Raw genomic sequence first — 23,362 nt, 5'->3', positions numbered from 1 at the left:
ACATCAAGCGTTCAATTCGGCGCTACAGCCAGTATTCGAACTGGCGTGCAAACCATTCCTTCAGGCGGTCGGACAAGGGGCGCTCTTCCCATTTTTCCGGCGTGACTTCAATCGAGTTCTTCAAATCTTCGTTGAAGGCGCTTTCCATCACCGAGCCGAATTCCTGGTCGATCGCGATCAGGTTGACTTCGCTGTTGTGCAGAAAGCTGCGCATGTCGAGATTGGTGGAGCCGACCGTGGACCAGTAGCCGTCGATGACGGCTGTCTTCGCATGCAGCACCGAAGCCTGCAGTTCGAAGATGCGTACGCCTGCCGTCAGCAGTTCGGTATAGAAGGAACGCCCCGCATGCATGACGAGACCGGCATCGGATACCGCAGGGAAGATGACTTTCACGTCCACCCCGCGTCTTGCTGCATCGGTCAGCGCATCGAGCAGTTGCTGATCCGGCACGAAATAGGAATTGGTGATGTGGATAGACGTCTTGGCCTGCTGCATCGCCAGCACATATGCCTTGTACGTCTCATAGTCGCCGTTGGGCTCGCTGGCGATCACGCGGACGATCTTGTCGCCGGCCGGCTTGAGCGGCGGAAAATATTTGCGTGCTGCCAGATCGATGTCTTTCTCCTTGTGCTGGCTGACCCAGGTTTGCAGGAACAACCACTGGAAGGAGGCGACCGCCGGGCCTTCCACGCGGATATGCGTATCGCGCCAGCCAAGATGCTTTTGGCTCTTCGATTTCGAACGGAACAGCGAACCGGAGGAGTAATCGTCGGTGATGTTGATGCCGCCGGTGAAGGCGACCTTGCCGTCGACGACGAGAATCTTGCGATGGTCGCGATTGTTCAATCGCCAGCCGGAACCGAAACGCTTCAGCGGATTGACCGGATGGAATTCGAGCACGGCGATACCGGCGTCGCGCAGGCGCTGGAAGAATTCAGGCCGCGTGCCGAGCGAGCCGACGCTGTCGTAGATGATGTTCACCTGTACGCCTGCCTGCTGCTTTTCGATCAGCAGGTCCGCGAATTCGTCGCCCATCGTGTCCTGGCCGAAGATATAGGTTTCCAGATTGATGTGGTCCCGCGCATCCTTGATGGCTTCGATCATCGCCTTCATCGTCTGCGGTCCATCGTTCAGCAGCGTCAGCTTGTTGCCGGCGATGAGCGGGCTGTTGGTCGCAGCCTCTTCCAGCGCAGCCATTTCCGGCAGATCCACCTTCGCGCTGCGCAAGCGTTGCGCCAGCAGCGATTCGGTACGCTGCGGCGACAGTTCACCCTGCGCCGTGCGTACGGTCGGCGTGTCCTGCGGTGCGAGCGAGGTTTTCAGATAGCGCACATCGGGCAGCGAGGCGCAGGCCGACAATGTCAGGCAGAAGGCGGCCAGCGGCAGCAAGGCCGTACGATGTATGCGCAAGGTGAGGCAACGATGGAAAAAGCCGGTCATCCTGATCCTCTGACATGTTCTTGTAGGAATTGATGAAGCGCCGATGCCGGCAGCTATCAATCAGACAACGCGACAGTAAAAAAGTTGGCACGCGGATAAAGGCGATGCGCATATTTGTGTGCAGAGGTTGCGGTAGTCTAAAGAAAGCGCGATCCTCGCCGTTAAGAAAAGATGAAAGCGGTCATTCCGATTTGAATGGAGGTAGTATGGATGTAGGCAATATCCCGGCTCTTGCCACCAGCATGGCGCAGGAGCGCACTGCCAGCGCGGTATCGATCGCGGTTTTCAAGAAGGCGCTGGATGCGCAAAGCTCTGCCGCACTGGCATTGCTGGAAGCGATTCCCCAGGTGCAGAGCCTGCCGCCGCATCTGGGCAACAACATCAACACCAAGGCCTGAACGGGCTGATCGCAAGGAGAGGCATTGATCGAAACAGCGGACACGATAAGAACGTTCTGGTTCGGCAGCGATGAGGGCGACGATGCTGCCGTCGGCAGCCGTCAGGGCAAGCTCTGGTGGTCGAAAGACGACGATACAGATCGCGAGATTCGCACACGTTTCGAAGCCTGCACGATTGCTGCCAGCGGCGGCCGCTTCGATCAATGGTCCAGGACGCCGCACGGTCTGCTGGCATTGATTCTGCTGACCGACCAGTTCCCGCGCAATATGTATCGCAACCGGCCGGAATCGTTCTCCTTCGATCCGATCGCCTTGCATTGGGCGCTGGACGGATTGGCGCGCGGCGTCGATGCCTTGTTGCGTCCCATCGAACGCGTGTTTTTCTATCTGCCGCTCGAACATGCGGAATCGCTGCCGCTGCAGGATCGCGCGGTCGCATTGTTCAACACGCTGCAGGATGAAGTGCCCACCGAGCAGCGCGAAGCCTTCACCGGCTACACCAATTTCGCGATCCGTCATCGCGACATCGTTGCCCGCTTCGGGCGTTTCCCGCATCGCAATGCCATCCTCGGCCGGACATCGACCGATGAAGAAATCGCGTTCCTGAAAACACCGGGTTCGGGATTCTGAGCGGACGGAGAATCCGACTCAGCGTTTGCCCATCAGAGCGGCCGTGCGCCGATTTCCGTCTTCGCAAACAATTCCGCCGCCCATTCGGCGAATGCACGCACCTTGGTCGACAGGTGGCGGTTGGGCGGATAGAGAATCCACAGCGGTACATGTTCCGATAGCAAACCATCCAGCACCGGAACCAGCTGGCCTGACGCCACATATTCGCGCGCGATGTAATCCGGCAGTTGCGCCAGGCCGATACCGGAACAGGTGGCAGCTGCCAGCGCGTCGGCATCGTTGACCGAGACGCGCCGCATTCCTTGCGCAGTGGTCTGTACCTCATCCTGTTCGTAGATCATCGGAAGAATCCTGCCGGTTTTCGACGAGGCGAACAGGATCAACTGATGGCGTTCGAGTTCTTCCAGGCTGTGCGGCTCGCCATGTTTTTTCAGATAGGCAGGCGCGGCATAGGTACGCATGCGGAAATCGCCAAGTCGGCGTGCCACCAGCGATTCGTCACTGATTTCGCCGCCGCGGATCACGCAATCGATGCCTTCATGCACGAGATCGACAGGCCGGTCGGTACAACCCAGTTCCAGATCGATTTCGGGATAGCGCTCGAAGAAATCCGCCAGCGCCGGTGCAATGATGCGGCGTCCGACCGAACCGGGAACGTCCACGCGCAGACGGCCTTTGGGCGACGTCGCCGCATGGCTGACGGCTGCTTCGGTTTCTTCGAGTTCTGCCAGCAGGCGTACAGCGCGTTCGTAATAGCCGGCGCCATCCGGCGTCACGCTGACGTGGCGCGTCGTGCGGTTGAGCAGTTTGACGCGCAGGCGTTTTTCCAGCGCGATGACCTGCGCGGAAACCGTCGCCTTCGGCAGGTTCAGCGACATGGCTGCCTTGGTAAAGCTCTTCAGTTCCACCACGCGGGTGAAGGCCAGCATCGTATCGAAACGGTCCATGCGGAATTGTCCGGTCGTAAAAGACAGTAGTGAGTAACGGGGAAAGATAGTGCGCACGATTCTAGAACATTCTTGAAAGTGAACAGGGAACCTTGTACCTGTCAGCCGACTCCGTCTGGAATAACGGTCCGTCGTGGCGCGATGTTCGACGGCAATTTTGGATGGAGGACGCATGCTGACCGTATACACATGGGGCACGCCGAATGGCCGCAAGCCGTTGATCCTGCTGGAAGAACTGGCGTTGCCGTACAACGTGCAGCCAGTGAATATCGGCAAGGGCGAACAGTTTGCTGCGGATTTTCTGGCGATCTCGCCGAACAACAAGATTCCTGCGCTGGTCGACGACGAAGCGGAAGGCGGACCGCTGACGCTGTTCGAAAGCGGTGCCATCCTGACCTATCTGGCGGAAAAGCATGGCCGCTTTCTCGACGCCACAGGTCCCGAACGCTATCGCGCACTCGCGTGGCTGCACTGGCAGATCGGCGGGACGGGGCCGATGTTCGGGCAACTGGGATTTTTCGCCTTGCGCGCCGAAGAAAAACTGCCGATGGCGATCAAGCATTTCACCGACGAAGCGGATCGCCTGCTCGGCGTGATGGATCGCCATCTGATGCGCAATACCTATCTCGCCGGCGAGCACTACACGATTGCCGACATCGCGTGCTACGCCTGGACGCTGAGCGCAACAACCTATCTGAAAGATGTGCTGGCGGACAGCATGCGCGACAAGCAATCGGTACAACGTTGGCTGGATGACGTCGGCGAACGTCCGGCCGTGCAGCGCGGGATGCGTGCATTGCAGGCGTAAGACAAATGAAATAAGTGGGATGTAAAAGGCTATCGGGCGTTGCCGCCCGCAAAAAACAAAAGCGCACGTTGGGCGCTTTTTCGTTGGCGAAGACCGGATTGAATTGATTGCCGGTTTCGCTTAGTCGTGTCACTTGGTTGCGACACTTGCTTGATCTGTCTATTTTGCAGGCCAGGCTCGCATCGCGGTGTATGCAATCGCCAGCAGCTTGTCGCGATTGCCGCCCGTATCACGCGCCTGCGTGGACATGCCCTGAATCACCGTGTTGTAGAAGTTGGCAAGGGCGGCAGCATCGGTGTCCTGCGCCAGTTCGCCATCGCGTATGCCTTGCTCAATGCGTGTACGAATCATGCTTTCCACATTGTCGCGGCGTTCGACCATCGCACTCTGCACATGGGCCGACGAGGCGGAACAATTGGTGGCAGCGGTGACGACCAGGCAGCCGGGCGGATGACTGGGGCAGGTGAGTTCGACTGCATTGCTTTGCAGCAGACGTTCGATCGCATCGCGTGCCGTCGGCGCTGCCGCGAAGAGGCACTGCAATGCATCGCAATTCTTGGATGAATAACGTTCGACGGCTTCAAGAAACAGCTTTTCCTTGTCGCCGAATGCCGCGTACAGGCTGGGCGGCGTGATGCCCATCGCGGACGTCAATTCCTGCAGCGAGGCTGCCTCATAACCGTAACGCCAAAAGACAAGCATTGCCCGTTCCAGCGCCGCATCGCGGTCGAAGGAAAGGGGGCGGCCGGCCTTTTTGCGCGGCTTGTCTTCAGTTTTTGTCTCTATTTCCATAGCGATCGATATTAAATCTCTTGACAGCGCAAAAGACGCTGGCTACAGTAGCAACTGTATTCTGTAGCGATCACTAGTAATTATGAAGTTATCATCCGTTTCGCTCACGGATGTCTGTATTAAAAGGCGATACACCGCCTTTGTCAAGGTTGGAAACGGTGGACTGTCAAATTTTAAAAGACAGTACTTCATAAAAACCAATATTTATCTTCGATGAATGGATTCCTATACTTCCGTCCATCGAAACATTTGCAAGAGGGCATCATCATGAAAGCACGTCTTTATCAGTTTACGGCAGTTGCCGCCGGTACGCTGGCAATTTCTGCTGCGATGCACAATGCGGCAGTGTCCGACTTGGTCTACGACAGCGCGTTGAAGGGCGGCGCCGTCTGGGCCAATGCCACGATGGCGGTCGGCAACCTCGGCCAGTCGACTGCCGTGGAGCGCCGGTAATCATGGAACTGGCCGTACGGCAGGCTCCGGCATTGGCGTCGTTCCGATACGCAGAGAGGGAAATCGCCCTGCGCGTATTTGGTCAACGTGGCGGCCAACATTCTGGCCGCCACGCCGGCAAGCCTGGCGTGCCGCTGATCGTCTATTTCCATGGCGGCTATTTCGATTGCGGTCGCGCGGACGACGCGGATGGCATCGCCGACGCGCTGGCCGATGGTGCAGTCGTCGTCACGGTCGATTATCCGCTGGCGCCGACCGTGCAGTTTCCCGATACGGCTGAAACGGCGTTCGCGGCGCTGCTATGGGCGCACGAACATGCAGGCGCATACGGCGCCGATGGCAAGCGCGTGTTCGTCGCCGGCGATCAGGCGGGCGGCAATCTGGCTGCGGCCGCGGCGATGATGGCGCGCGATCGCGTCATGCCGAACGGTCGCGGCATCTGGTTGAAAGGACAGATCCTGATCACGCCGATGCTGGATCCGCATCAGACGTCGTCATCCATGCATGCATCCGGCGAATTCATCTGCCGCGAAGGTTGGGCTGCCTATCTGCCGGCCGTCGGCGATGCGCTGCATCCGTACGCCGCGCCTTCGCAATCGCGCCGTCTTGCCGATCTGCCGCCGGCATTGATCGTCAGCACGGAAAGCGGTGCCTTGCGCGATGAGGCGGAACAATACGCCGCGCAACTGATCGCTGCCGGCGTTCCCGTACAGACCCGTCGACTGGAAGGTTCCGCACACCGGCTGGTGCAGACGACGCATCCGGATTTTCCGGCCATCGTTTCCGCCGTCGTGCGATTCATCGACGCTTCGGATTGAGCTTCGCCTATCGCTATGGCCTTACGTAACCGACTCATGTAACCGACTCATTCGCCTATTTATTCATCGATTCATCTAGTCAATATTCACGCTCACAGGGAACAACAATGAAGATCACCACCAAACCTCGCTTCTCCCGCAGCCTTATCGCTGTCGCCATCGGCGTGCTCGTCATCGCCGGTGCTGCGACCGTCTCGCTTTCCGGCCATGCGGAAAAATCGCAACAGGCCGCGCCGGCCGCCACGCCGGTCACGGTGGCAGCAGTGCTCGAACGTTCGGTCACAGAATGGGACGATTTCTCCGGACGTGTCGAAGCGATCGAGCGCGTCGAAGTGCGTCCGCGCATTTCCGGCACGATCGACGCCGTGCATTTTCAGGATGGTCAGCTGGTGAAGAAGGGCGATCCGCTGTTCACCATCGATCCGCGTCCGTACCGGGCCGAACTGGCGCGCGCAGACGCTGCGCGTGCCGGTGCGCAGGCACGCCTGACATTGGCGAAAACGGAACTGGAGCGCACGCGCAAGCTGCTGGAAGAACGCGCTGTCGCGCAACGTGAACTGGATACGCGCAATAACGCCTATCGCGAAGCCGAAGCCGACCTGAAGGCAACCGATGCCGCCGTGCAGACCGCACGCCTGAATCTGCAATACACCGAGATCACCGCGCCGGTGGCCGGCCGCGTATCGCGTGCCGAGATCACTGTGGGCAACCTGGTGACGACCGGACCGACCGCGCCGGTACTGACGACGGTGGTGTCGGTATCGCCGATGTACGTCAGCTTCGAAGTCGATGAACCGACCTATATCCGCTATGCAGCGACTGGCGCGGTCGGCAACAGTGGCGTCAACCGCATTCCGGTGGCGATGGGGCTGACCAGCGAGGAAGGCTATCCGCGTCAGGGACATGTCCAGGCATTCGACAACCGCATCGACAACGGCTCCGGCACGATCCGCGTGCGCGCTGTGTTCGACAACGCCAACGGCGCGCTGACGCCGGGCATGTTCGCCCGTGTTCGCACCGGCGACGCCAACGCAAAGAATGCGCTGCTGATCGACGACCGCGCGGTCGGCACCGATCAGGACAAGAAATACGTGATGGTCGTCGGCGCGGACAACAAGGCGACGTACCGCCCGGTCACGCTGGGCCCGATCGTCGAAGGACTGCGTGTCGTGCGCACCGGCCTGAAGAAGGATGAACGCATCGTCGTCAACGGTCTGCAACGCATCCGTCCGAACGAAACGGTGACGCCGGAAACGGTGGCGATGGACGCACGCGTGGCGCAGTTGTTCAGGACGGAAGGCAAGGGCGCCGACGTCATCGCGGCCAACTGATCCGGTAACGCTGCGCTCCTCATACTGAAGAAAAAGAAAACCACATGAACATATCCAGATTCTTTATCGACCGCCCGATCTTTGCGGGCGTGCTGTCGGCGATCATTCTGCTGGGAGGACTGATTGCCATGTTCAACCTGCCGATTTCCGAGTATCCGGAAGTCGTGCCGCCGTCGGTCGTCGTCAAGGCCAACTTCCCTGGCGCCAATCCGCAGACGATCGCGGAAACGGTCGCCACGCCGATCGAGGAACAGATCAACGGCGTCGAAGGCATGCTGTACATGCAATCGCAGGCGACGTCCGACGGCCTGATGACGCTGACCGTTACCTTCCAGCTCGGCACGCCGCCCGATCTGGCGCAGCAGCTGGTGCAGAACCGCGTCAACCAGGCATTGCCGCGCCTGCCGGACGTCGTGCAGCGCCTCGGCGTGACGACGACGAAAAGCTCGCCGGACCTGACGATGGTAGTCCACCTGCTGTCGCCGAACGATCGCTACGACATGGCCTACCTGCGCAACTACGCGGTGCTGAACGTCAAGGACAGGCTGGCACGTTTGCCGGGCATCGGCGCGGTGCAACTGTTCGGTTCCGGCGATTATTCGATGCGCATCTGGCTCGATCCGCGCAAGGTGGCCGAGCGTGGCCTGTCGGCCGACGACGTGGTGCAGGCGATCCGCGAACAGAACGTCAACGTCGCCGCCGGCGTGATCGGTGCATCGCCGACGGTGCCGGGCGTCGACTATCAGATCTCCGTCAATGCGCGCGGCCGTTTGCAGACCCAAGAGGAATTCGGCGACATCGTCATCAAGGCATCGCCGGACGGCGTCGTCACCAGGCTGAAGGACGTGGCCCGCATCGAACTGGGCGCCAGCGAGTACGCATTGCGCTCGCTGCTGAACAACAAGCAGGCGGTAGCGATTCCGATCTTCCAGTCGCCGGGTTCCAATGCGCTGGAAATCTCGAACAACGTGCGCAAGACGATGGAAGAGCTGAAGAAAGACATGCCGGAAGGCGTGGACTACAGCATCGTCTACGATCCGACGCAATTCGTGCGCGCCTCGATCGAAGCGGTCGTGCATACGCTGCTGGAAGCGATCCTGCTGGTCGTGATCGTCGTGATCGTGTTCCTGCAGACGTGGCGCGCCTCGATCATTCCGTTGCTGGCGGTGCCGGTGTCGGTGATCGGCACGTTCGCGGTGATGCTGGGGCTGGGCTTCTCGATCAATGCACTGAGCCTGTTCGGGCTGGTGCTGGCGATCGGCATCGTGGTCGACGATGCGATCGTGGTGGTGGAAAACGTCGAACGGAATATCGAAGCGGGCCTGACGGCGCGCGAGGCGACCTACAAGGCGATGCGCGAAGTGTCCGGCCCGATCATTGCGATTGCGCTGACGCTGTGCGCCGTGTTCGTGCCGCTGGCTTTCGTCTCCGGCCTGACTGGTCAGTTCTTCAAGCAGTTTGCGTTGACGATTGCGATCTCGACCGTGATCTCGGCATTCAACTCGCTGACGCTGTCGCCGGCGCTGTCCGCCTTGCTGCTGAAGAATCATGGCGCGCCCAAGGATAAATTCCAGCTGGCGATCGACAAGGCATTCGGCTGGTTTTTCGTGCGCTTCAACAAGGCGTTCCATCGCGGTTCCGAGAACTACGGCGGCGGCGTCACGCAGATTCTGAAGCGCAAGTCGGCATCGCTGATCGTGTATGCGATGCTGATCGGCCTAACCGGTTTCCTGTTCCATCATGTGCCAGCCGGTTTCGTACCGGGACAGGACAAACAGTATCTGGTCGGCTTCGCGCAATTGCCGGATGCCTCGTCGTTGGATCGTACCGAAGACGTGATTCGTGAAATGTCCGACATCGCGATGAAGACGCCGGGCGTCGAATCGGCGGTGGCTTTCCCGGGCCTGTCGATCAACGGCTTCGTCAACAGCCCGAACTCCGGCATCGTGTTCGTCACGCTGAAGCCGTTCGACGAGCGCAAGAGCAAGGAACTGAGCGGCAACGCGATCGCGATGCAATTGAACCAGAAATATGCCGGCATCAAGGATGCGTTCATCGCGATGTTCCCGCCGCCGCCGGTGCAGGGTCTGGGTACGATCGGCGGCTTCAAGCTGCAGATCCAGGATCGCGCGGCGCTCGGTAACGAAGCGCTGAATGATGCGCTGAAGGCGTTCATGGCAAAGGCGAATGCCGCGCCGGAACTGCAGGGCATGTTCTCCAGCTTTCAGATCAACGTGCCGCAGCTGTATGCCGATCTGGATCGTACGCGTGCGCAGCAACTGGGCGTGTCGGTGCCTTCCGTGTTCGATACCTTGCAGATCTATCTGGGTTCGTTGTACGTGAACGACTTCACGAAATTCGGCCGTACCTTCCAGGTACGTGTGCAGGCCGATGCACCGTTCCGTGCCCACGCTGAAGATATCGGTCTGCTGAAGACGCGCAACGCTGCCGGCGAAATGGTGCCGTTGTCGTCGGTGCTGAAGCTGACGCAGAGCCACGGTCCCGATCAGGCGATCCGCTACAACGCCTTCCCGTCGGCCGACGTGAACGGCGGCCCGGCACCGGGCTACAGCACGGGCCAGGCACAGGATGCGATCGAACGCATTGCTGCCGAAACGCTGCCGCGCGGCATCGGCTTCGAATGGACCGAGATCACCTATCAGGACAAGATCGCCGGCGACACGCTGTTCATCATCCTGCCGCTGTCGATGCTGCTGGTGTTCCTGGTGCTCGCTGCGCAGTACGAAAGCCTGACCTTGCCGCTGGCGGTGCTGCTGATCGTGCCGATGGGCTTGCTGTCCGCGATATTCGGCGTGTTCCTGACCGGCGGCGACAACAACATCTTCACGCAGATTAGCCTGATCGTGCTGGTGGGGCTGGCGTGCAAGAACGCGATCCTGATCGTGGAGTTCGCACGCGAACTGGAAGATCACGGCCGCGGCATCTATGAAGCGGCGATCGAGGCGGCGCGCCTGCGTCTGCGTCCGATCCTGATGACGTCGATCGCCTTCATCGCCGGTGTCGTCCCGTTGATCCTGTCGAGCGGTGCTGGCGCGGAGATGCGCCATGCAATGGGCGTGGCGGTGTTCTCCGGCATGATCGGCGTGACTGCCTTCGGCCTGTTCCTGACGCCGATCTTCTACGTGTTGCTGCGTACGCTGGAAAACAAGCTGACGCCGAAACGCGATCCGGAGGAGGAAGCCTATCCGCACCATCCGGCGATTGCCAACGACGTTCCGCACAATTACGAGGTATGACAATGAGAACATTCAAACTGACCCTCACCGCGTTGACCGCCGCGCTGGTGCTCGCGGGCTGCTCGACGGCGCGTCCGCCGGAGCAGGTCAAGGTCGATGCGCCGGCTACCTACAGGGAGAAGGCTGAGCAGCTGGATGGCGCGTGGAAAGTCGCCAAGCCGGCCGACGGTGAAGATCGCGGCCAGTGGTGGAAGGTGTACGGCGACGACGATCTGAACAAGCTGGTCGCCGCAGCCACGCAATCGAATCCGAACCTGGCGATCGCATTGGCGAACGTGAAGGAAGCACGTGCGATTGCCGGTGTCGTCGATGCCGACCGCGGCTTCCAGCTCGGTGCCGGCTTCGGCCCGACGCGCATCGGCGATGCGCAGGGTGCATCCACCGAATACCGCGCGCAGTTGGGCTTCTCGTATGAAGTCGATCTGTTCGGTCGCCTGTCGGATGCCAGCCGTGCCGCTGCGCTCGATGCGCAGGCGCAGGAAGCGGCTTACCGTTCCGTGCTGCTGGCCTTGCAGGCCGACGTCGCGCAGCATTACTTCACGATCCGTGCGCTCGATTCGGAAACCGACGTGCTGCAGAAAACCGTTGAACTGCGTCAGGAAGCGCTGGATCTCGCCAAGCATCGTTTCGAAGCAGGCGATACCAGCGAACTGGACGTTGCGCAGGCGCGCACCGAATGGGCGACCACCAGTGCCGAACTGGAAGGCGTGCGCCGCGAACGTGCGCAGCGCGATCATGCGTTGGCCGTATTGCTGGGACAGGCACCGGCGCAATTCACGCTGCCGGTGGCGTTGCTGAAAGCGCCGCTGGTGACGGTGCCGGCCGGCTTGCCGTCCGATCTGCTGGAGCGCCGTCCGGACATCGCGCAGGCCCAACGCCGGATGGCGGCTGCCAGTTCACGTATCGGCGCGGCCAAGGCGGCGTTCTTTCCGTCGCTGGTGCTGACCGGCGCCGGCGGTTATGCGTCGGATGAATTGCGCGACCTGTTCAAGTGGTCCAGTCGCAGCTGGATACTTGGCCCGCTGACCGGCACCATCCTGAACCTGCCGATTTTCGACGGCGGCCGCAACCGCTCGAACCTGGCGCGTGCCGATGCAGGTTATGAAGCAGCCGTCGCGAATTACCGTCAGCAGGTGCTGGTTGGCTTCCGTGACGTCGAGGACAATTTGAGCGCCTTGCGTACGCTGGATCGCCAGATGGTGTTCCAGGAGCAGGCGATCGATTCGGCCAAGCTGGCCAACAAGCTGGCGGATTCGCGCTACCACTACGGCTCGGCCAGCTATTTCGAAGTCATCGATGCACAGCGTTCGCGACTTGCTTCGGAGCGTGCTCTGGTGCGCAGCCAGGGGCAGCGTGCGGTTGCATCGGTCGGCCTGATTCGGGCATTGGGTGGCGGCTGGGATACGCCGCAGCAGCAGGGTGGGGAAGTGCCGCCGATGGCGAAGCAATAGCCGTTTGATTGCGCCTTGCAATGCATGATCAATATGCACAATCAATGCGCAATAAGGAAGTCCGTAAAAAAGCCCGCTTCATGCGGGCTTTTTCAATCGGAGCGGGCGGTGGTCAGTTCTTGGAGAGGCAGGTTTTCATGAATGCCTTGCGCTCGTCGCCTTTCTTGTCGCCGGCTTCGGCATTGCAGGTTTTCATCTTCTCGCGCTGCGCCTGTTGCGCGGCGCTGCCTTGCTCGCTGTCCTTGCTCAGGCATTCCTTCATGAACGCCTTGCGTTCGTCGCCTTTCTTGCTGCCGGCCTTGACGTTGCAGGACTTCATCTTGTTCTGCTGTGCCGTTTCGGCGAGGGCCGGATGGAAGGCGATCGGCATCAGCAATACTATGGCACCCAACAGTTTCTTCATGGCGAGGCTCCTTATCGATGGTGGGACGATGGGACAGCGCTGAAACGTGCAAGGCATTACACCATGAATGCCGTGCGTTGCCAATCGTATAACGAGGCAGGCAAGGGGGCGTAAAGAAACGGTTAAGCCGGAAGTGAATTCGGCAGCAAATTCAACGCCGGATCAGCGGGCGCTTCGGCGTGTTCTTCATGTGCATCTTCCACCAGACGCCGACCAGCGAATCGCCCCAGGCAACCGCCTTGCGCGGCAGCGTCAGCGGATCGTCGTTGATGGTAGCCGGTGCGCGTTCGCAGGTGACGGCCGTCTTGTAGCCTGCTTCCGCGACCGCTTCGACGGTCTGCAGATTGTGGCTGCCATAGGGGTAGCAGAAATGATCGACCGGGCGACCGAGCGCATCTTCCAGCACCGATTTGGATTTCAGTGCCTCGTTGAACACGAGTTCGGGCGGATGTTCGCCCAATCGGATGTGATTGAACGAATGCGAACCGATTTCAATGCCGTGCGACAACAATTCGCGCAACCGTGCAGCCGTCATCAGCGGCGGTGCATCGTGACCGTCGGTGATCAACCAGTCGGCCGAGCCGCCGAGCATGCCGGCGATCGCATAGACAGTAGCGGGAAAACCATGGCGCTGCAGGACAGGCAGCGCATATTCATAGAAATTCTCGTAGGCGTCGTCGAAGGTGATGGCGACGGCGCGCGGCGGGATCGGCTTGTCGCCGCGCACGCATTGCAGCACGTCGTTCATGCTCAGCACGTTGTAGCCGAACAGTTTCAGATAGCCCATCTGTACGGCGAAGCGGCGGTGGTCGCAATAGGTCGCGCGATGCGTGTCCATCGCGGGAAAATCGCCGACCTGGTGATACATCAGGATCTGGATGCGGTTCAATTCGTTCTCCTGCCGGCTTCGGCGGTTTCAGCCTTGACGGCTTCTTCATAGATCGCCAGCGTGCCGCGCGTCATGCTGTCCAGCGCGAACAGTTGTTCGTAGCGGCGTCGCCCCGCCTGGCCCATGCGTGCGCGCAAGTCTGCATTATCCAGCAAAGTCGCGATCGCCTGCGCCAGCGCGGCCGGATCTTCCGGCGGCGCCAGCAGGCCCGTTTCGCCGTCGGCCACCGCTTCGCCGATGCCGCCGACGTCGAAAGCGACGATCGGCAGGCCGAAGGCGGCGGCTTCCAGCAGCGTCAGCGACAGCGCTTCGCGGCGCGACGGCGCCAGCAGCATGTCGGCGCAGCCATAGATGTTGTTGACGTCGTCGCGATGGCCGGTGAAGCGGATGCGATCGATGATGCCGAGTTCTGCGGCCAGTGCCTGCACTTCCTTGGCAAATGCCGTTTCCAGTGAGCCGGTCAGCACCAGCGTCCAGCGACGACCGGCGAGTTGGGCGAGGGCGCGCAAGGCGAGGTCCTGTCCCTTCGCATGCATGAAGCGGGCGACCATCACCAGCGCCGGCGCATCGTCGAGGCCCAGTTCCGTGCGCATCGTTGCGCGCGGCGTGCGCGGCAGGGCGGCGTAGTCGGGCACGCCGTGATGGACGGTACGGATTTTCTGTTGCGGATAGCCGCAGGAAACGAGGAAGCGCGCGACGGCGTCGGAGACGGCGATGATGCGCGTGGCGCGGCCGAACCATTTGCCGGCGTTGGTCGAGTGCGCGGTGGCGACGTTCGGCACGCCGGCGAATTTGGCAGCCCAGCCGGCGTAGTAGGCGCCGCGCGTCAGATGGCCATGCACGAGGTCGGCTTTTTCGCGCCGGATCAGGCGAACGAGCTTGAACAGCGAGCCGAGGTCGAAGAAACCGGTCAGCGCAACCTGTTCACAGCGGAAACCGTTCTTTTGCAGCTGTTCGCCCAGCCATCCCTGCAGCGGGCCGGCGTAAATGCATTCGACGCCTTTGCTCGCCAGCCCTTGCATCAATTGCAGCAGATGACGCTCGGCGCCACCGGCCTTGTGGCTGTGCAGGACGAAGATGACTTTCATGCGGGAGAAGGGCGACGGTTCGGAGGATGACAGACGGTGCAGGATTATAGCGTCTTCGCCCGTCGCGGCTGTTGTCGTGAGGGCTGTGACCTCGGCATTCCTTCGAGATCGAGCGACGTCTGTCCATAGCGTTTCTGGCAGCGTTCGCACCAGAAGCTGCGGCGGTTCGTCTTGCCCAGTTTGCCCTTGTGAAAAGGGATGTGGCAGCGCGGGCAGGTGTGCTTCGTATGCGCAAGCCAGTGCTTCTTCAGTTCGAAGGCGCGCTTCCAGCACAGGAAATCGAAACTGTATACACGTGCCTGTTCGACCAGTTCGCGCAGCTTGCGGTCCGGCAGCGCACCGACGGTCGACAGCGGGTGCAGCCGGATGCGGAACAGCACTTCGTTCTTGATGATGTTGCCGACGCCGGAAAAGATCTGCTGGTCGAGCAGCGCGTCGCAGACCGGCATGTCCGGCATGGCACGCAGCTTGCGCCGCGCGGCGGCCGGATTCCACAGGTCGGACAGCACGTCGGCGCTCCAGTCGTACTGCGTGTCGAGATCGCCTTCGATGACGCGCACCGAGCTCGTATAGAAATTGAGTTCGCCGTTGTCGAAGCGCAGCGACAGGCTCGGATTCCTGTCCTTACGCGAATCGATGCAGTAGCTGCCGAACATCAGCAGGTGGATGCGTACCGTCAGCGCCGGCAGCTGGATCAGGAAATGCTTGCCCCAGGTGCGCAGCGCCAGCACGCGCTGGCCGGTGAGCCGTTCCATGTCGATCTTCGCCAGTCCTTCCGCCTGCGCGATGGTGCGGCCGGCGAATGCGGCGGTTTCTTCCTTCAGCAGGAAAAGCGACGGGCCTTCGGGCATCGGTTATTTCTATCGGTTATTTCTTTTCTTCGGCGCGGTTTTTGTCGCGGTTTTTATTGCGGCTTGGGGCACGAACCCCAGCATCTTCATCGCCGCCGTGATGTTCTGCGCGGCGGCATCGTAGCCTTCCCACGGCGCGTTGCCCCGGTCGAGCCGCGTGTGGATGTTCGCCACGTGCCATTGCGCGCTGCCGTGCAGCTTCTCGACTTCGTCCCAGCCGACCGGCACCGATACGCCGAGGCCCGGCCGCGCGCGCACCGACCACGCGGCGACGGTGGTCGCGCCGAAGCCGTTGCGCAGGTAGTCGATGAAGATCTTGCCGACGCGGTTCTTTGGCCCGCTCTTGGCGACGAAGCGCTGCGGCAGCGTCTGCGCCATGTGTTCGACGATGGCTTTCGAGAAATCCTTGACGGTGTCCCAGTCATAGCGCTTCTTCAGCGGCACGATGACATGCATGCCCTTGCCGCCGCTGGTCTTGACGAAGGAGACGAGCTCCAGCTGTTCGAGGAAGGAGCGCATCAACAGTGTCGCTTCCAGCACTGTCGGCCACGCCACGCCTTCGCCGGGATCGAGATCGAAGGTCATGCGGTCCGGCTTGCCGATCGCCGTTTTCACGCCGTTCCACGTATGGAATTCGATGACGTTCCATTGCGCGGCGGTCATCAGTCCGAGCGGGCTGGCGATCTCGATCAGCGATGCATGGTCGGGGTCGAGCGCCGGATCGAGCAGCCGTGTGCCGTCCATCGGTTCGTCCATGTGCTTCTGGAAGAACAACTGGTTCTTGATGCCGTCCGGCGCGCGTACCAGCGAGGTCGGCCGGCCTTTCAGGTGCGGCATCATCAGCGGTGCGACCAGCGCGTAGTAGCGGATCAGGTCGATTTTCCTGATGCCGGTCGTCGGATCGATGACGCGATCGGGATGCGTGACCTTGAAGCCGGTCGGCAGCGTGCCGTGCAGGGCGTCGTCGGTCTGCGATGCGCGCTTGCTTTTCGATGTGTTTTTCGACGCATCTTTCGATGTGTCATTCGTGTTAGTACCTTTATCGCCCTTGGCGACTCTGCCGATGGCCACCGGTTCCTCATGCACGATGGCGTTGGCCCTCTTGTCGGTGCGCAGTCCGTGGAAGACGGCCTGCCGCACATGGCCGCCATCGGTCCATTCGCCGAACGCGATTTCGGCGACCAGCTGCGGCTTGAGCCAGTGCGCTTTTGTCCGCAGGCCGGTGCCACCAGTGAACGGACTTTTGTCCGCTGCCAGCGCATCGAACTGGCGTTTCAGGTCCTGTAGCGATTTGTCGCTGAAGCCGCTGCCGACGTTGCCGGCGTAGCGCAGGTGGCCCTTGTCGTCGTGTACACCGAGTAGCAATGAGCCGAAACCCTTGCGCGCGCCTTGCGGATCGGTATAGCCGCCGATGACGAATTCCTGGCGACGGCCGCATTTCAGCTTGATCCAGTCGGACGAACGGCGCGACACGTAATGCGAATCGCGGCGCTTGCCGATCACGCCTTCCAGCCCGAGCCGGCAGGCCGAGGCGACGATCTCGGCCGCCGGCACGTCGAAGGTGTCGCTGTAGCGGACGTCGGACGGTTTCTTCGCCAGTATCTGCTGCAGCAGCGCGCGCCGGGCCTGCAGCGCAACCTTGCGCAGATCGAGGCCGTCGTGGAAGGGCAGGTCGAAGACGTAGTAGGCGATCTGTTTCGTCCTTGCCATGTCGAAGGCGTTCTGCAGCATCTGGAAATTCGGTACACCGTTTTCGTCGGCGACGACGATTTCGCCGTCCAGCCAGCATGGCTTCAGTTTCAGTTTGCGCAGTTCGGCCGCCAGTGCCGGCAGCTTGTCGGTCCAGTCGTTGCCGTTGCGCGTGATCAGGCGGACGTCGCTGCCGTCGATGCGGGCGACGATGCGGTAGCCGTCGAACTTGATTTCGTACAGCCAGTCGCCATCCTGCGGCGGCCTGTCTACCAGTGTCGCCAACTGCGGCGCCAGCGTCTTCGGCAGGTCGGCGGCAATGGCGCCGCCGAGGGCGTCGTTGCTGTTCCTGCCGCTGCGCGATGCGGTCGAAGCCTTCTTGCGTGCGGCAGGTTTGGCCGTTGCAGAGGTTTTCACCGTCCGCGACGTTGCCGACGATTCCACGTCGGCAGGATCGTCGAGTTTCGCGACGCTGTCCGGCAATTCATCGATGACGCTGAATTCGGTGGCGGGGCGCGCGTATTCATCCTTTTCCTTGATCAGCAACCACGGCTCCTGTTTTTCGCTGCCGGTGCGGCCGCCTTTCATTCGTACCAGCGCCCAGCGGCCATGCAGCTTGTGGCCGCGCAGTTCGAATTTCAGACTGCCCTTGCGATAGCCTTCGTGCGGATCGGTCAACGGCGTCCAGACACCCTTGTCCCAGATGATGACCTTGCCGGCGCCGTACTGCTTTTCGGGAATCTGGCCTTCGAACTTGTTGTAGGCGATCGGATGGTCCTCGACGTGTACTGCCATGCGCTTGTCGTGCGTGTCGTAGCTGGGGCCTTTCGGTACGGCCCAACTTTTCATTGCGCCGTCGAGTTCCAGCCGGAAGTCGTAATGCAGGCGCGACGCCCAGTGCTTCTGCACGACGAAGGACAGTGCCTCGGTATTCGGCACACCGCCTTCGGACGGTTCGGACGTGATGCCGAAGTTGCGCTTGGCCTTGTAGGTTTTCAGCGTGTCGGATCGCGTGGATTGTGCGGATCGTGGCATGGATCAAGCCGATCTGCGCCGGGGGGCGCTGGTTTTCGTTGCAGCTTTGGACGCGGATTTCACTGCCGTGCGTGAAGAAGTTTTAGCAGAGGATTTGCGCGCAGCCGCACGCTTGGCCGGTGTCTTCCGCGCCGGTTTTTCTTCGTCTTCGGTTTCGTCGTCTGCTGACGCCTTGCCCTTGTTCTTCAGGCTGCGCTGCAGCATCTCGGTGAGGTCGTAGATCGTTGCGCCGGTGCCGGCTTCCTGCGGCTCGATATGCGCCACCGTTTCGGTTTCGCCGGCGGCGATCTTGCGCTCGACCAGTTGCAGGATCTGCTCCTTGAACGAATCGGTGAAGGCGTCGGGGTCCCATTCGCCGCTCATGTCGTCGACCAGCTGTTCGCCCATCTTGATTTCCCTGTCTGTCAGGCCTGCTGCCTTCGTACCTTCCTTCGGCAGGTCAAGCTGTTCCCAGGTGCGGATCTCGTCGCCCCAGCGCAGCAGGTTCAGCACCAGCGCCGGGCCGACCGGGATCAACACGGCCAGATGCTGGCGCGTCTGGATTACGACCTTGGCGATGCCGACCTTGCCGCTGCGCTTGAGGATTTCGCGCAGCAGCGCATAGACTTTTTCGCCCTTGTTGATCGGCGCGATGTAGTACGGCCGTTCCAGGTACAGGAAGGGAATGCTGTCCGCCGTGACGAAGGATTCGATCTCGATGGTCTGCGTCGTCTTCGGATACGCGGCTTCGATCTCCTCTGGCGTCAGCACGACGTAGCTGCCGTCTTCGACCTCGATGCCCTTGACGATGTTTTCCTTCGTGATTTCCTTGCCGGTCTTCTTGTTGATGCGCTTGTAGCCGACCGGATCCAGCGTGCGCTTGTCCAGCCAGTCGAAGTTGAGGCCGTGTTCGGAGGTCGCGGTGTACAGCGCGATCGGGATATGCACCAGGCCGAACGAGATCGCGCCTTTCCACAGCACGCGCCGGCTGGTTGTCGGCATGGATTTCGCCATGATCGTGTCCATGAATGCGGGATGTTCATGATGCGATGTGCATGGCAGAGTGTCTGTAGGAAAAGCGCGTGAAACGCTGTCGGAACTGTCCACGAACCATGGTGGTAGACACCGCGTGTTGCACGAAAGCACAAACAAGAAAAGACAAACGGGAGAAGACAGCATGGGATTTCGCAGGATTGCCGCCGCCGCATTGTTGCTTTGCTGCATGTTGCCGGCGGCGCAGCTACAGGCCGAGACGTCGCGCGCGCCGGTCATGCTGGCCAACAGCTATCGCGCCGGCATCGATCTGTCCGCCTATTGGGTCAGCGAGAAATACGACGGCTTGCGCGCCTACTGGGATGGCGAACGGCTGTTGACGCGCGGCGGCGAGGTCATTCATGCGCCAGCGTGGTTCGTTGCCGGCTGGCCGGGCGTGCCGCTGGACGGAGAACTGTGGGCCGGGCGTGGACGTTTCGCCGAAGCGGTATCGACGGCCCGTACGCAGCAGCCGGACGATGCGGCGTGGCGCAAGATGCGCTTCATGGTGTTCGATCTGCCGTCGCATGGCGGCATTTTCGATCAGCGCTTGTCAGCGTTGCGGCGCACGGTTGCATCGATCGACAAACCATGGGTGCTGGCTGTGCCGCAAGAGAAGGTAAAGAGTCACGCAGAACTGCAGCAGCGGCTGCAGGCGATCGTGCAGGCAGGCGGCGAAGGCTTGATGCTGCATCGCGGCGCATCGCTGTACCGCGCCGAGCGCAACGACGATCTGCTGAAACTCAAACTGCATGACGACGCTGAAGCGAAGGTGGTTGCGCATCTGCCGGGCAAGGGAAAGCATGCGGGGCGGCTGGGCGCACTGCTGGTGGAAACGTCGGACGGCATACGCTTTCGTCTGGGCAGCGGCTTCACCGATGCCGAGCGCGAGACGCCGCCGGTGGTCGGCAGCTGGGTCACGTATCGCTATCGCGGGTTCAACGACAGCGGAATTCCGCGTTTTGCGACTTTCCTGCGCGTCCGTGAGGACATCGATCCGGCGTTGCGCTAGGATGACGCATCCTTCGTCCGTTCATTGATTTTCACTCAAGGAGAGAGCATGTCGATTTCCATCTTCCCGAAAACCCTGGCTGTCGCCGCACTGGTCTGCGCCAGTTCGCTGGCCGTGGCCGTGTCGCTTGCCGATCTCAGCAACAAGGATGCGACGGCTGGCGTCAAGACGGCGCTGGAGAAGGGCGCGTCGATTGCCGTTTCCAAGCTGGGTACGCAAAACGGGTTTCTGAACAACGACAAGGTACGCATCAGCCTGCCGGGACCGCTGGAGCAGGCCAAGCCCATCCTGAAAATGCTCGGCCAGAGCAAGAAGGTCGATGCGCTGGAAACGTCGATGAACCATGCCGCCGAATCGGCTGTTGCCGAAGCCAAGCCGCTGCTGCTGGATGCGGTGAAGAACATGTCCGTCACCGACGCAAAGAACATCCTGACCGGCGGCGATACTTCGGTCACCGATTTCTTCCGCCAGAAGACGTCGTCGCAGCTGACCACGAAATTCCTGCCTATCGTCAAGAAGATCACCGACGGCAACGGCCTGTCCGCGCAGTACAACGCGCTGATGAGCAAGGCCAGCGCATCGGGCCTGACGAAGGAAGATTCGACGGTCGAAAGTTACGTGACACAGCGCGCGCTGGATGGTCTGTACACGATCATCGGCGAAGAGGAGAAGGCGATCCGCGCCGATCCGGTCGGCACCGGCAGCGCGATTCTGGGCAAGGTGTTCGGTGCGGTGAAATGACGGCATAAACGCGCATCCACCGAATGCAAACGGCGGCTTTCGAGGCCGCCGTTTTGTTTTTTGGAGCGTTGCTGACTGCGTTGACGATTGTGCTGTGTTCAGCTTTCGTAAATCAGAACCCTTCCAGCACGATCTTGCCTTTCGCCTTATTGCTTTCGATCAGCGCGTGTGCACGGCGCAGATTGGCCGCGTCGATCCGGCCGAAGTGTTCGCCGAAGGTCGTCTTCAGCGTGCCGTTGTCGATCAGCCGTGCGACTTCGTCCAGCAGTTCATGCTGTTTCTGGATATCGTCCGTGCCGAACAGCGAACGGGTGAACATGAATTCCCAATGCAGCGATAGGCTCTTGCGCTTGAGCTTGTTGGCGTCCAGTGATTTCGGGTCGTCGATCAGGCCGAGTTTTCCCTGCGGGGCCAGCGATTCGATGATCTCGTCGAAATGGGCATCGGTCTGGTTCAGGCTGGCGACGTAGCGCACCTGCGGGATGCCGATGCGTTTCAGTTCCTGCGACAGCGGCTTCGTGTGGTCGATCACGTGATGCGCGCCCAGGCTCATCACCCATTCGCGCGTTTCCTCGCGCGATGCGGTGCCGATAACGGTCAGGCCGGTCAGCTGGCGCGCCAGTTGCACGAGGATGGAGCCGACGCCGCCGGCCGCACCGATGATCAGGATCGCATCGTCGGTACCGGCACCGGAATTGCGGGCCACGCCGAGCCGCTCGAACAGTAGTTCCCATGCCGTGATGGCAGTCAGCGGCAGGGCGGCTGCCTTGGCGAATTCCAGCGAGGCCGGCATGTTGCCGACGATGCGCTCGTCGATCAGATGCAGTTCGCTGTTGGTGCCAGCACGCGCGATCGAGCCGGCGTAGTAGACGCGGTCGCCTGGTTTGAACAGCGTGGCATCGCTGCCGACGGCACGCACGATGCCGGCCGCGTCCCAGCCGAGCACTTTCCATTCGCCATCCGGCGGATTGACGCCGGAGCGCACCTTGCAATCGACCGGATTGACCGAGATCGCCTTGATTTCGACCAGCAGGTCACGGCCGCTTGGCGTCGGATCGGGCAGGGTGACATCCTGCAACGCTTGCGGCTCGGTGATCGGCAGGGGTTTTTGGTAGGCGACGGCTTTCATAAGGTACTCCTTGTTCTTGTTCGGGTTGGTGTTTCGGGTTTCTGTATTTCGGTTCGCGTTCATGGGTACTTCGGGCCGGACCGATGTTTGGCTGCAGTTTTGCGGCGAACGTTCATGTCCACCCACGATGCGCAGTTTCCGCTATATTCGTTTGATGAAAAATCACGTCAATCGAATAACACTTTCAAAAATAAAATGAAAATCCCGCGCATCGAAGACCTGCAACTGTTCGTCCATGCCACCGATCATGGCGGTCTGTCGGCAGCGGCGCGGGAACTGGACATGGCGCCGGCGGCGGCCAGCGCCGCACTAAAACGTCTGGAAAGCGTACTGCAGGTAAGGCTGTTCGTGCGCTCCACGCGCAGCCTGCGGCTGACCGCCGAGGGCGAGCGTTATCTGGCGTATGCACGGCAGATTCTGCAGGCGGTGGAAGAGGGAGCGACCAGCGTGGCGCGCGACGCGCAGGAAATCGGCGGCGAACTGAATCTGTCGATGCCGTCCGATCTGGGGCGTAATGTGCTGTTGCCGTTACTGGATGCTTTTCAAGTGCAGCATCCGATGATCCGTTTCCGCATCCGCATCAGCGATCGGCTGGCCGACTTGTACCGGCAGCCGGTGGATATCGCGATCCGCTATGGCGAGCCGGAGGATTCGACGATGGTGGCGCTGCCGCTGGTACCGGACAATCGACGCGTGCTGTGCGCGGCACCGGCCTACCTGCAACGGCATGGCACGCCGCAATCGATCGCCGACCTGCAGCATCACAATTGCCTGCGTTTCGTGCTGGGCGATACCGTCCACGATCGCTGGGTGTTCCACCGCAACGGTCGTATCGAGACGGTGGCGGTGCAGGGCGACCGCATCTGCGATGATGCCGACCTTGTGCGGCGCTGGGCGCTGGCGGGAAAAGGGCTGGCCTACAAGTCCGCGCTGGACATCCGCTCGGAGCTGCAGTCGGGAAAACTGGTGGCGTTGCTGCCGGAACTTGAAGGGGAAGCCGCGCCGCTGAATCTGGTCTGCGCGCATCGGCTGATGCTGTCACCATCAGTGACGGCCTTGCGTGCCTTTCTGCAGGAGAGGTTGAAAGAGTCGGCAGAACCGGCGACATAAGCGAAGGAAAGATTCGCGTGCCGCCGGTCGTTATGCCTTGCCGTCGATTTTCCGGGACATGTTTCCTTTGCCGTCAGG

General features: G+C 61.0%; 21 protein-coding genes. 11 read left to right on the top strand and 10 right to left on the bottom strand.

Features of this window, described 5'->3' with window-relative positions; all coding sequences use genetic code 11:
- Positions 1-22: 22 nt before the first annotated feature.
- Complete coding sequence (gene cls, locus ACO1VH_RS00705; RefSeq protein WP_486241634.1) at positions 23-1,441, bottom strand: cardiolipin synthase; 1,419 nt, start codon at positions 1,439-1,441, stop codon at positions 23-25.
- Positions 1,442-1,647: 206 nt separating this feature from the next.
- Here cls and ACO1VH_RS00700 point away from each other — a divergent pair, with 206 nt between their 5' ends.
- Positions 1,648-1,839, top strand: coding sequence for a YjfB family protein (locus tag ACO1VH_RS00700; RefSeq protein WP_486241632.1), 192 nt, complete (start codon positions 1,648-1,650; stop codon positions 1,837-1,839).
- Between the two features lie 24 nt (positions 1,840-1,863).
- Positions 1,864-2,469, top strand: coding sequence for a DUF924 family protein (locus ACO1VH_RS00695; RefSeq protein ID WP_486241630.1), 606 nt, complete (start codon positions 1,864-1,866; stop codon positions 2,467-2,469).
- Between the two features lie 32 nt (positions 2,470-2,501).
- On the opposite strand, the gene ACO1VH_RS00690 is transcribed toward ACO1VH_RS00695, so the two are convergent.
- A complete protein-coding gene (locus ACO1VH_RS00690; protein ID WP_486241628.1) occupies positions 2,502-3,416 on the bottom strand; it encodes a LysR substrate-binding domain-containing protein in 915 nt (304 codons plus the stop codon).
- Positions 3,417-3,588: 172 nt separating this feature from the next.
- Between ACO1VH_RS00690 and ACO1VH_RS00685 the strand changes: the two genes are divergently transcribed.
- Positions 3,589-4,224, top strand: coding sequence for a glutathione S-transferase N-terminal domain-containing protein (locus ACO1VH_RS00685; RefSeq protein WP_486241626.1), 636 nt, complete (start codon positions 3,589-3,591; stop codon positions 4,222-4,224).
- Positions 4,225-4,383: 159 nt separating this feature from the next.
- Here ACO1VH_RS00685 and ACO1VH_RS00680 read toward each other — a convergent pair whose 3' ends face one another.
- The gene (locus ACO1VH_RS00680) at positions 4,384-4,926 is read right to left on the bottom strand and encodes a TetR/AcrR family transcriptional regulator (protein WP_486241624.1); all 543 of its coding nucleotides are present in this window, start codon (positions 4,924-4,926) and stop codon (positions 4,384-4,386) included.
- A 357-nt stretch (positions 4,927-5,283) separates the two neighbouring features.
- Here ACO1VH_RS00680 and ACO1VH_RS00675 point away from each other — a divergent pair, with 357 nt between their 5' ends.
- From ACO1VH_RS00675 to ACO1VH_RS00655, 5 genes are all read left to right on the top strand, one after another.
- Complete coding sequence (locus ACO1VH_RS00675) at positions 5,284-5,469, top strand: hypothetical protein (protein ID WP_486241622.1); 186 nt, start codon at positions 5,284-5,286, stop codon at positions 5,467-5,469.
- A 2-nt stretch (positions 5,470-5,471) separates the two neighbouring features.
- Positions 5,472-6,287 (top strand): alpha/beta hydrolase, encoded by an 816-nt coding sequence (locus ACO1VH_RS00670; RefSeq protein WP_486241620.1) that lies wholly within the window; start codon positions 5,472-5,474, stop codon positions 6,285-6,287.
- Between the two features lie 107 nt (positions 6,288-6,394).
- Positions 6,395-7,618, top strand: a complete 1,224-nt coding sequence (locus ACO1VH_RS00665; protein WP_486241619.1) for an efflux RND transporter periplasmic adaptor subunit — start codon at positions 6,395-6,397, stop codon at positions 7,616-7,618.
- Positions 7,619-7,662: 44 nt separating this feature from the next.
- Entirely contained in the window at positions 7,663-10,875 is a 3,213-nt protein-coding gene (locus tag ACO1VH_RS00660) for an efflux RND transporter permease subunit (RefSeq protein ID WP_486241617.1), read from the top strand.
- A 2-nt stretch (positions 10,876-10,877) separates the two neighbouring features.
- A complete protein-coding gene (locus ACO1VH_RS00655; RefSeq protein ID WP_486241615.1) occupies positions 10,878-12,326 on the top strand; it encodes an efflux transporter outer membrane subunit in 1,449 nt (482 codons plus the stop codon).
- Between the two features lie 112 nt (positions 12,327-12,438).
- On the opposite strand, the gene ACO1VH_RS00650 is transcribed toward ACO1VH_RS00655, so the two are convergent.
- The 6 genes from ACO1VH_RS00650 to ku all read right to left on the bottom strand — a co-directional run bounded on the left by ACO1VH_RS00650 (position 12,439) and on the right by ku (position 19,274).
- Positions 12,439-12,729 (bottom strand): PsiF family protein, encoded by a 291-nt coding sequence (locus tag ACO1VH_RS00650; protein WP_486241613.1) that lies wholly within the window; start codon positions 12,727-12,729, stop codon positions 12,439-12,441.
- Between the two features lie 151 nt (positions 12,730-12,880).
- The gene (locus ACO1VH_RS00645; protein ID WP_486241611.1) at positions 12,881-13,618 is read right to left on the bottom strand and encodes a polysaccharide deacetylase family protein; all 738 of its coding nucleotides are present in this window, start codon (positions 13,616-13,618) and stop codon (positions 12,881-12,883) included.
- Positions 13,615-14,706, bottom strand: coding sequence for a glycosyltransferase (locus ACO1VH_RS00640; protein WP_486241609.1), 1,092 nt, complete (start codon positions 14,704-14,706; stop codon positions 13,615-13,617). Before ACO1VH_RS00640 ends, ACO1VH_RS00645 begins: the two co-directional genes overlap by 4 nt.
- 44 nt (positions 14,707-14,750) lie before the next feature.
- A complete protein-coding gene (locus ACO1VH_RS00635) occupies positions 14,751-15,557 on the bottom strand; it encodes a DNA-formamidopyrimidine glycosylase family protein (RefSeq protein WP_486241607.1) in 807 nt (268 codons plus the stop codon).
- Between the two features lie 9 nt (positions 15,558-15,566).
- Positions 15,567-18,281: a DNA ligase D gene (gene ligD, locus ACO1VH_RS00630; protein WP_486241605.1), complete on the bottom strand. Its 2,715-nt coding sequence runs from the start codon at positions 18,279-18,281 to the stop codon at positions 15,567-15,569.
- Between the two features lie 3 nt (positions 18,282-18,284).
- On the bottom strand, positions 18,285-19,274 hold the full coding sequence (gene ku / locus ACO1VH_RS00625) for a non-homologous end joining protein Ku (RefSeq protein WP_486241603.1): 990 nt from the start codon (positions 19,272-19,274) through the stop codon (positions 18,285-18,287).
- A gap of 163 nt (positions 19,275-19,437) precedes the next feature.
- On the opposite strand from ku, the gene ACO1VH_RS00620 reads away from it, so the two are divergent.
- Both ACO1VH_RS00620 and ACO1VH_RS00615 read left to right on the top strand, forming a co-directional pair.
- Positions 19,438-20,304 carry a DNA ligase gene (locus tag ACO1VH_RS00620; RefSeq protein ID WP_486241601.1) on the top strand — a complete coding sequence of 289 codons (867 nt, stop codon included), beginning with the start codon at positions 19,438-19,440 and terminating at the stop codon, positions 20,302-20,304.
- Positions 20,305-20,352: 48 nt separating this feature from the next.
- Positions 20,353-21,045 (top strand): DUF4197 domain-containing protein, encoded by a 693-nt coding sequence (locus ACO1VH_RS00615; RefSeq protein WP_486241599.1) that lies wholly within the window; start codon positions 20,353-20,355, stop codon positions 21,043-21,045.
- Between the two features lie 112 nt (positions 21,046-21,157).
- Here the strand turns inward: ACO1VH_RS00615 and ACO1VH_RS00610 are convergent, their stop codons facing one another.
- Positions 21,158-22,174, bottom strand: coding sequence for a zinc-binding alcohol dehydrogenase family protein (locus ACO1VH_RS00610; RefSeq protein WP_486241597.1), 1,017 nt, complete (start codon positions 22,172-22,174; stop codon positions 21,158-21,160).
- A gap of 201 nt (positions 22,175-22,375) precedes the next feature.
- Here ACO1VH_RS00610 and ACO1VH_RS00605 point away from each other — a divergent pair, with 201 nt between their 5' ends.
- A complete protein-coding gene (locus ACO1VH_RS00605; protein WP_486242797.1) occupies positions 22,376-23,284 on the top strand; it encodes a LysR family transcriptional regulator in 909 nt (302 codons plus the stop codon).
- The last annotated feature ends 78 nt before the right edge of the window (positions 23,285-23,362 follow it).

This window comes from Oxalicibacterium sp., assembly GCF_057353965.1.
The sequence above is the reverse complement of the archived record's forward strand: the minus strand, read 5'-3'. Positions and strand labels throughout refer to the sequence as shown.

Bases quoted from the DNA above. Each gene is read 5' to 3' on its own strand.
- ACO1VH_RS00675 (WP_486241622.1), top strand. From the start codon at position 5,284: ATGAAAGCACGTCTTTATCAGTTTACGGCAGTTGCCGCCGGTACGCTG.
- ACO1VH_RS00700 (WP_486241632.1), top strand. From the start codon at position 1,648: ATGGATGTAGGCAATATCCCGGCTCTTGCCACCAGCATGGCGCAGGAG.
- ACO1VH_RS00620 (WP_486241601.1), top strand. From the start codon at position 19,438: ATGGGATTTCGCAGGATTGCCGCCGCCGCATTGTTGCTTTGCTGCATG.
- ACO1VH_RS00685 (WP_486241626.1), top strand. From the start codon at position 3,589: ATGCTGACCGTATACACATGGGGCACGCCGAATGGCCGCAAGCCGTTG.
- ACO1VH_RS00650 (WP_486241613.1), bottom strand. From the start codon at position 12,729: ATGAAGAAACTGTTGGGTGCCATAGTATTGCTGATGCCGATCGCCTTC.
- ACO1VH_RS00665 (WP_486241619.1), top strand. From the start codon at position 6,395: ATGAAGATCACCACCAAACCTCGCTTCTCCCGCAGCCTTATCGCTGTC.
- ligD (WP_486241605.1), bottom strand. From the start codon at position 18,281: ATGCCACGATCCGCACAATCCACGCGATCCGACACGCTGAAAACCTAC.
- ku (WP_486241603.1), bottom strand. From the start codon at position 19,274: ATGGCGAAATCCATGCCGACAACCAGCCGGCGCGTGCTGTGGAAAGGC.
- ACO1VH_RS00615 (WP_486241599.1), top strand. From the start codon at position 20,353: ATGTCGATTTCCATCTTCCCGAAAACCCTGGCTGTCGCCGCACTGGTC.
- ACO1VH_RS00635 (WP_486241607.1), bottom strand. From the start codon at position 15,557: ATGCCCGAAGGCCCGTCGCTTTTCCTGCTGAAGGAAGAAACCGCCGCA.
- ACO1VH_RS00680 (WP_486241624.1), bottom strand. From the start codon at position 4,926: ATGCTTGTCTTTTGGCGTTACGGTTATGAGGCAGCCTCGCTGCAGGAA.
- ACO1VH_RS00670 (WP_486241620.1), top strand. From the start codon at position 5,472: ATGGAACTGGCCGTACGGCAGGCTCCGGCATTGGCGTCGTTCCGATAC.
- ACO1VH_RS00655 (WP_486241615.1), top strand. From the start codon at position 10,878: ATGAGAACATTCAAACTGACCCTCACCGCGTTGACCGCCGCGCTGGTG.
- ACO1VH_RS00610 (WP_486241597.1), bottom strand. From the start codon at position 22,174: ATGAAAGCCGTCGCCTACCAAAAACCCCTGCCGATCACCGAGCCGCAA.
- ACO1VH_RS00640 (WP_486241609.1), bottom strand. From the start codon at position 14,706: ATGAAAGTCATCTTCGTCCTGCACAGCCACAAGGCCGGTGGCGCCGAG.
- cls (WP_486241634.1), bottom strand. From the start codon at position 1,441: ATGACCGGCTTTTTCCATCGTTGCCTCACCTTGCGCATACATCGTACG.
- ACO1VH_RS00690 (WP_486241628.1), bottom strand. From the start codon at position 3,416: ATGGACCGTTTCGATACGATGCTGGCCTTCACCCGCGTGGTGGAACTG.
- ACO1VH_RS00660 (WP_486241617.1), top strand. From the start codon at position 7,663: ATGAACATATCCAGATTCTTTATCGACCGCCCGATCTTTGCGGGCGTG.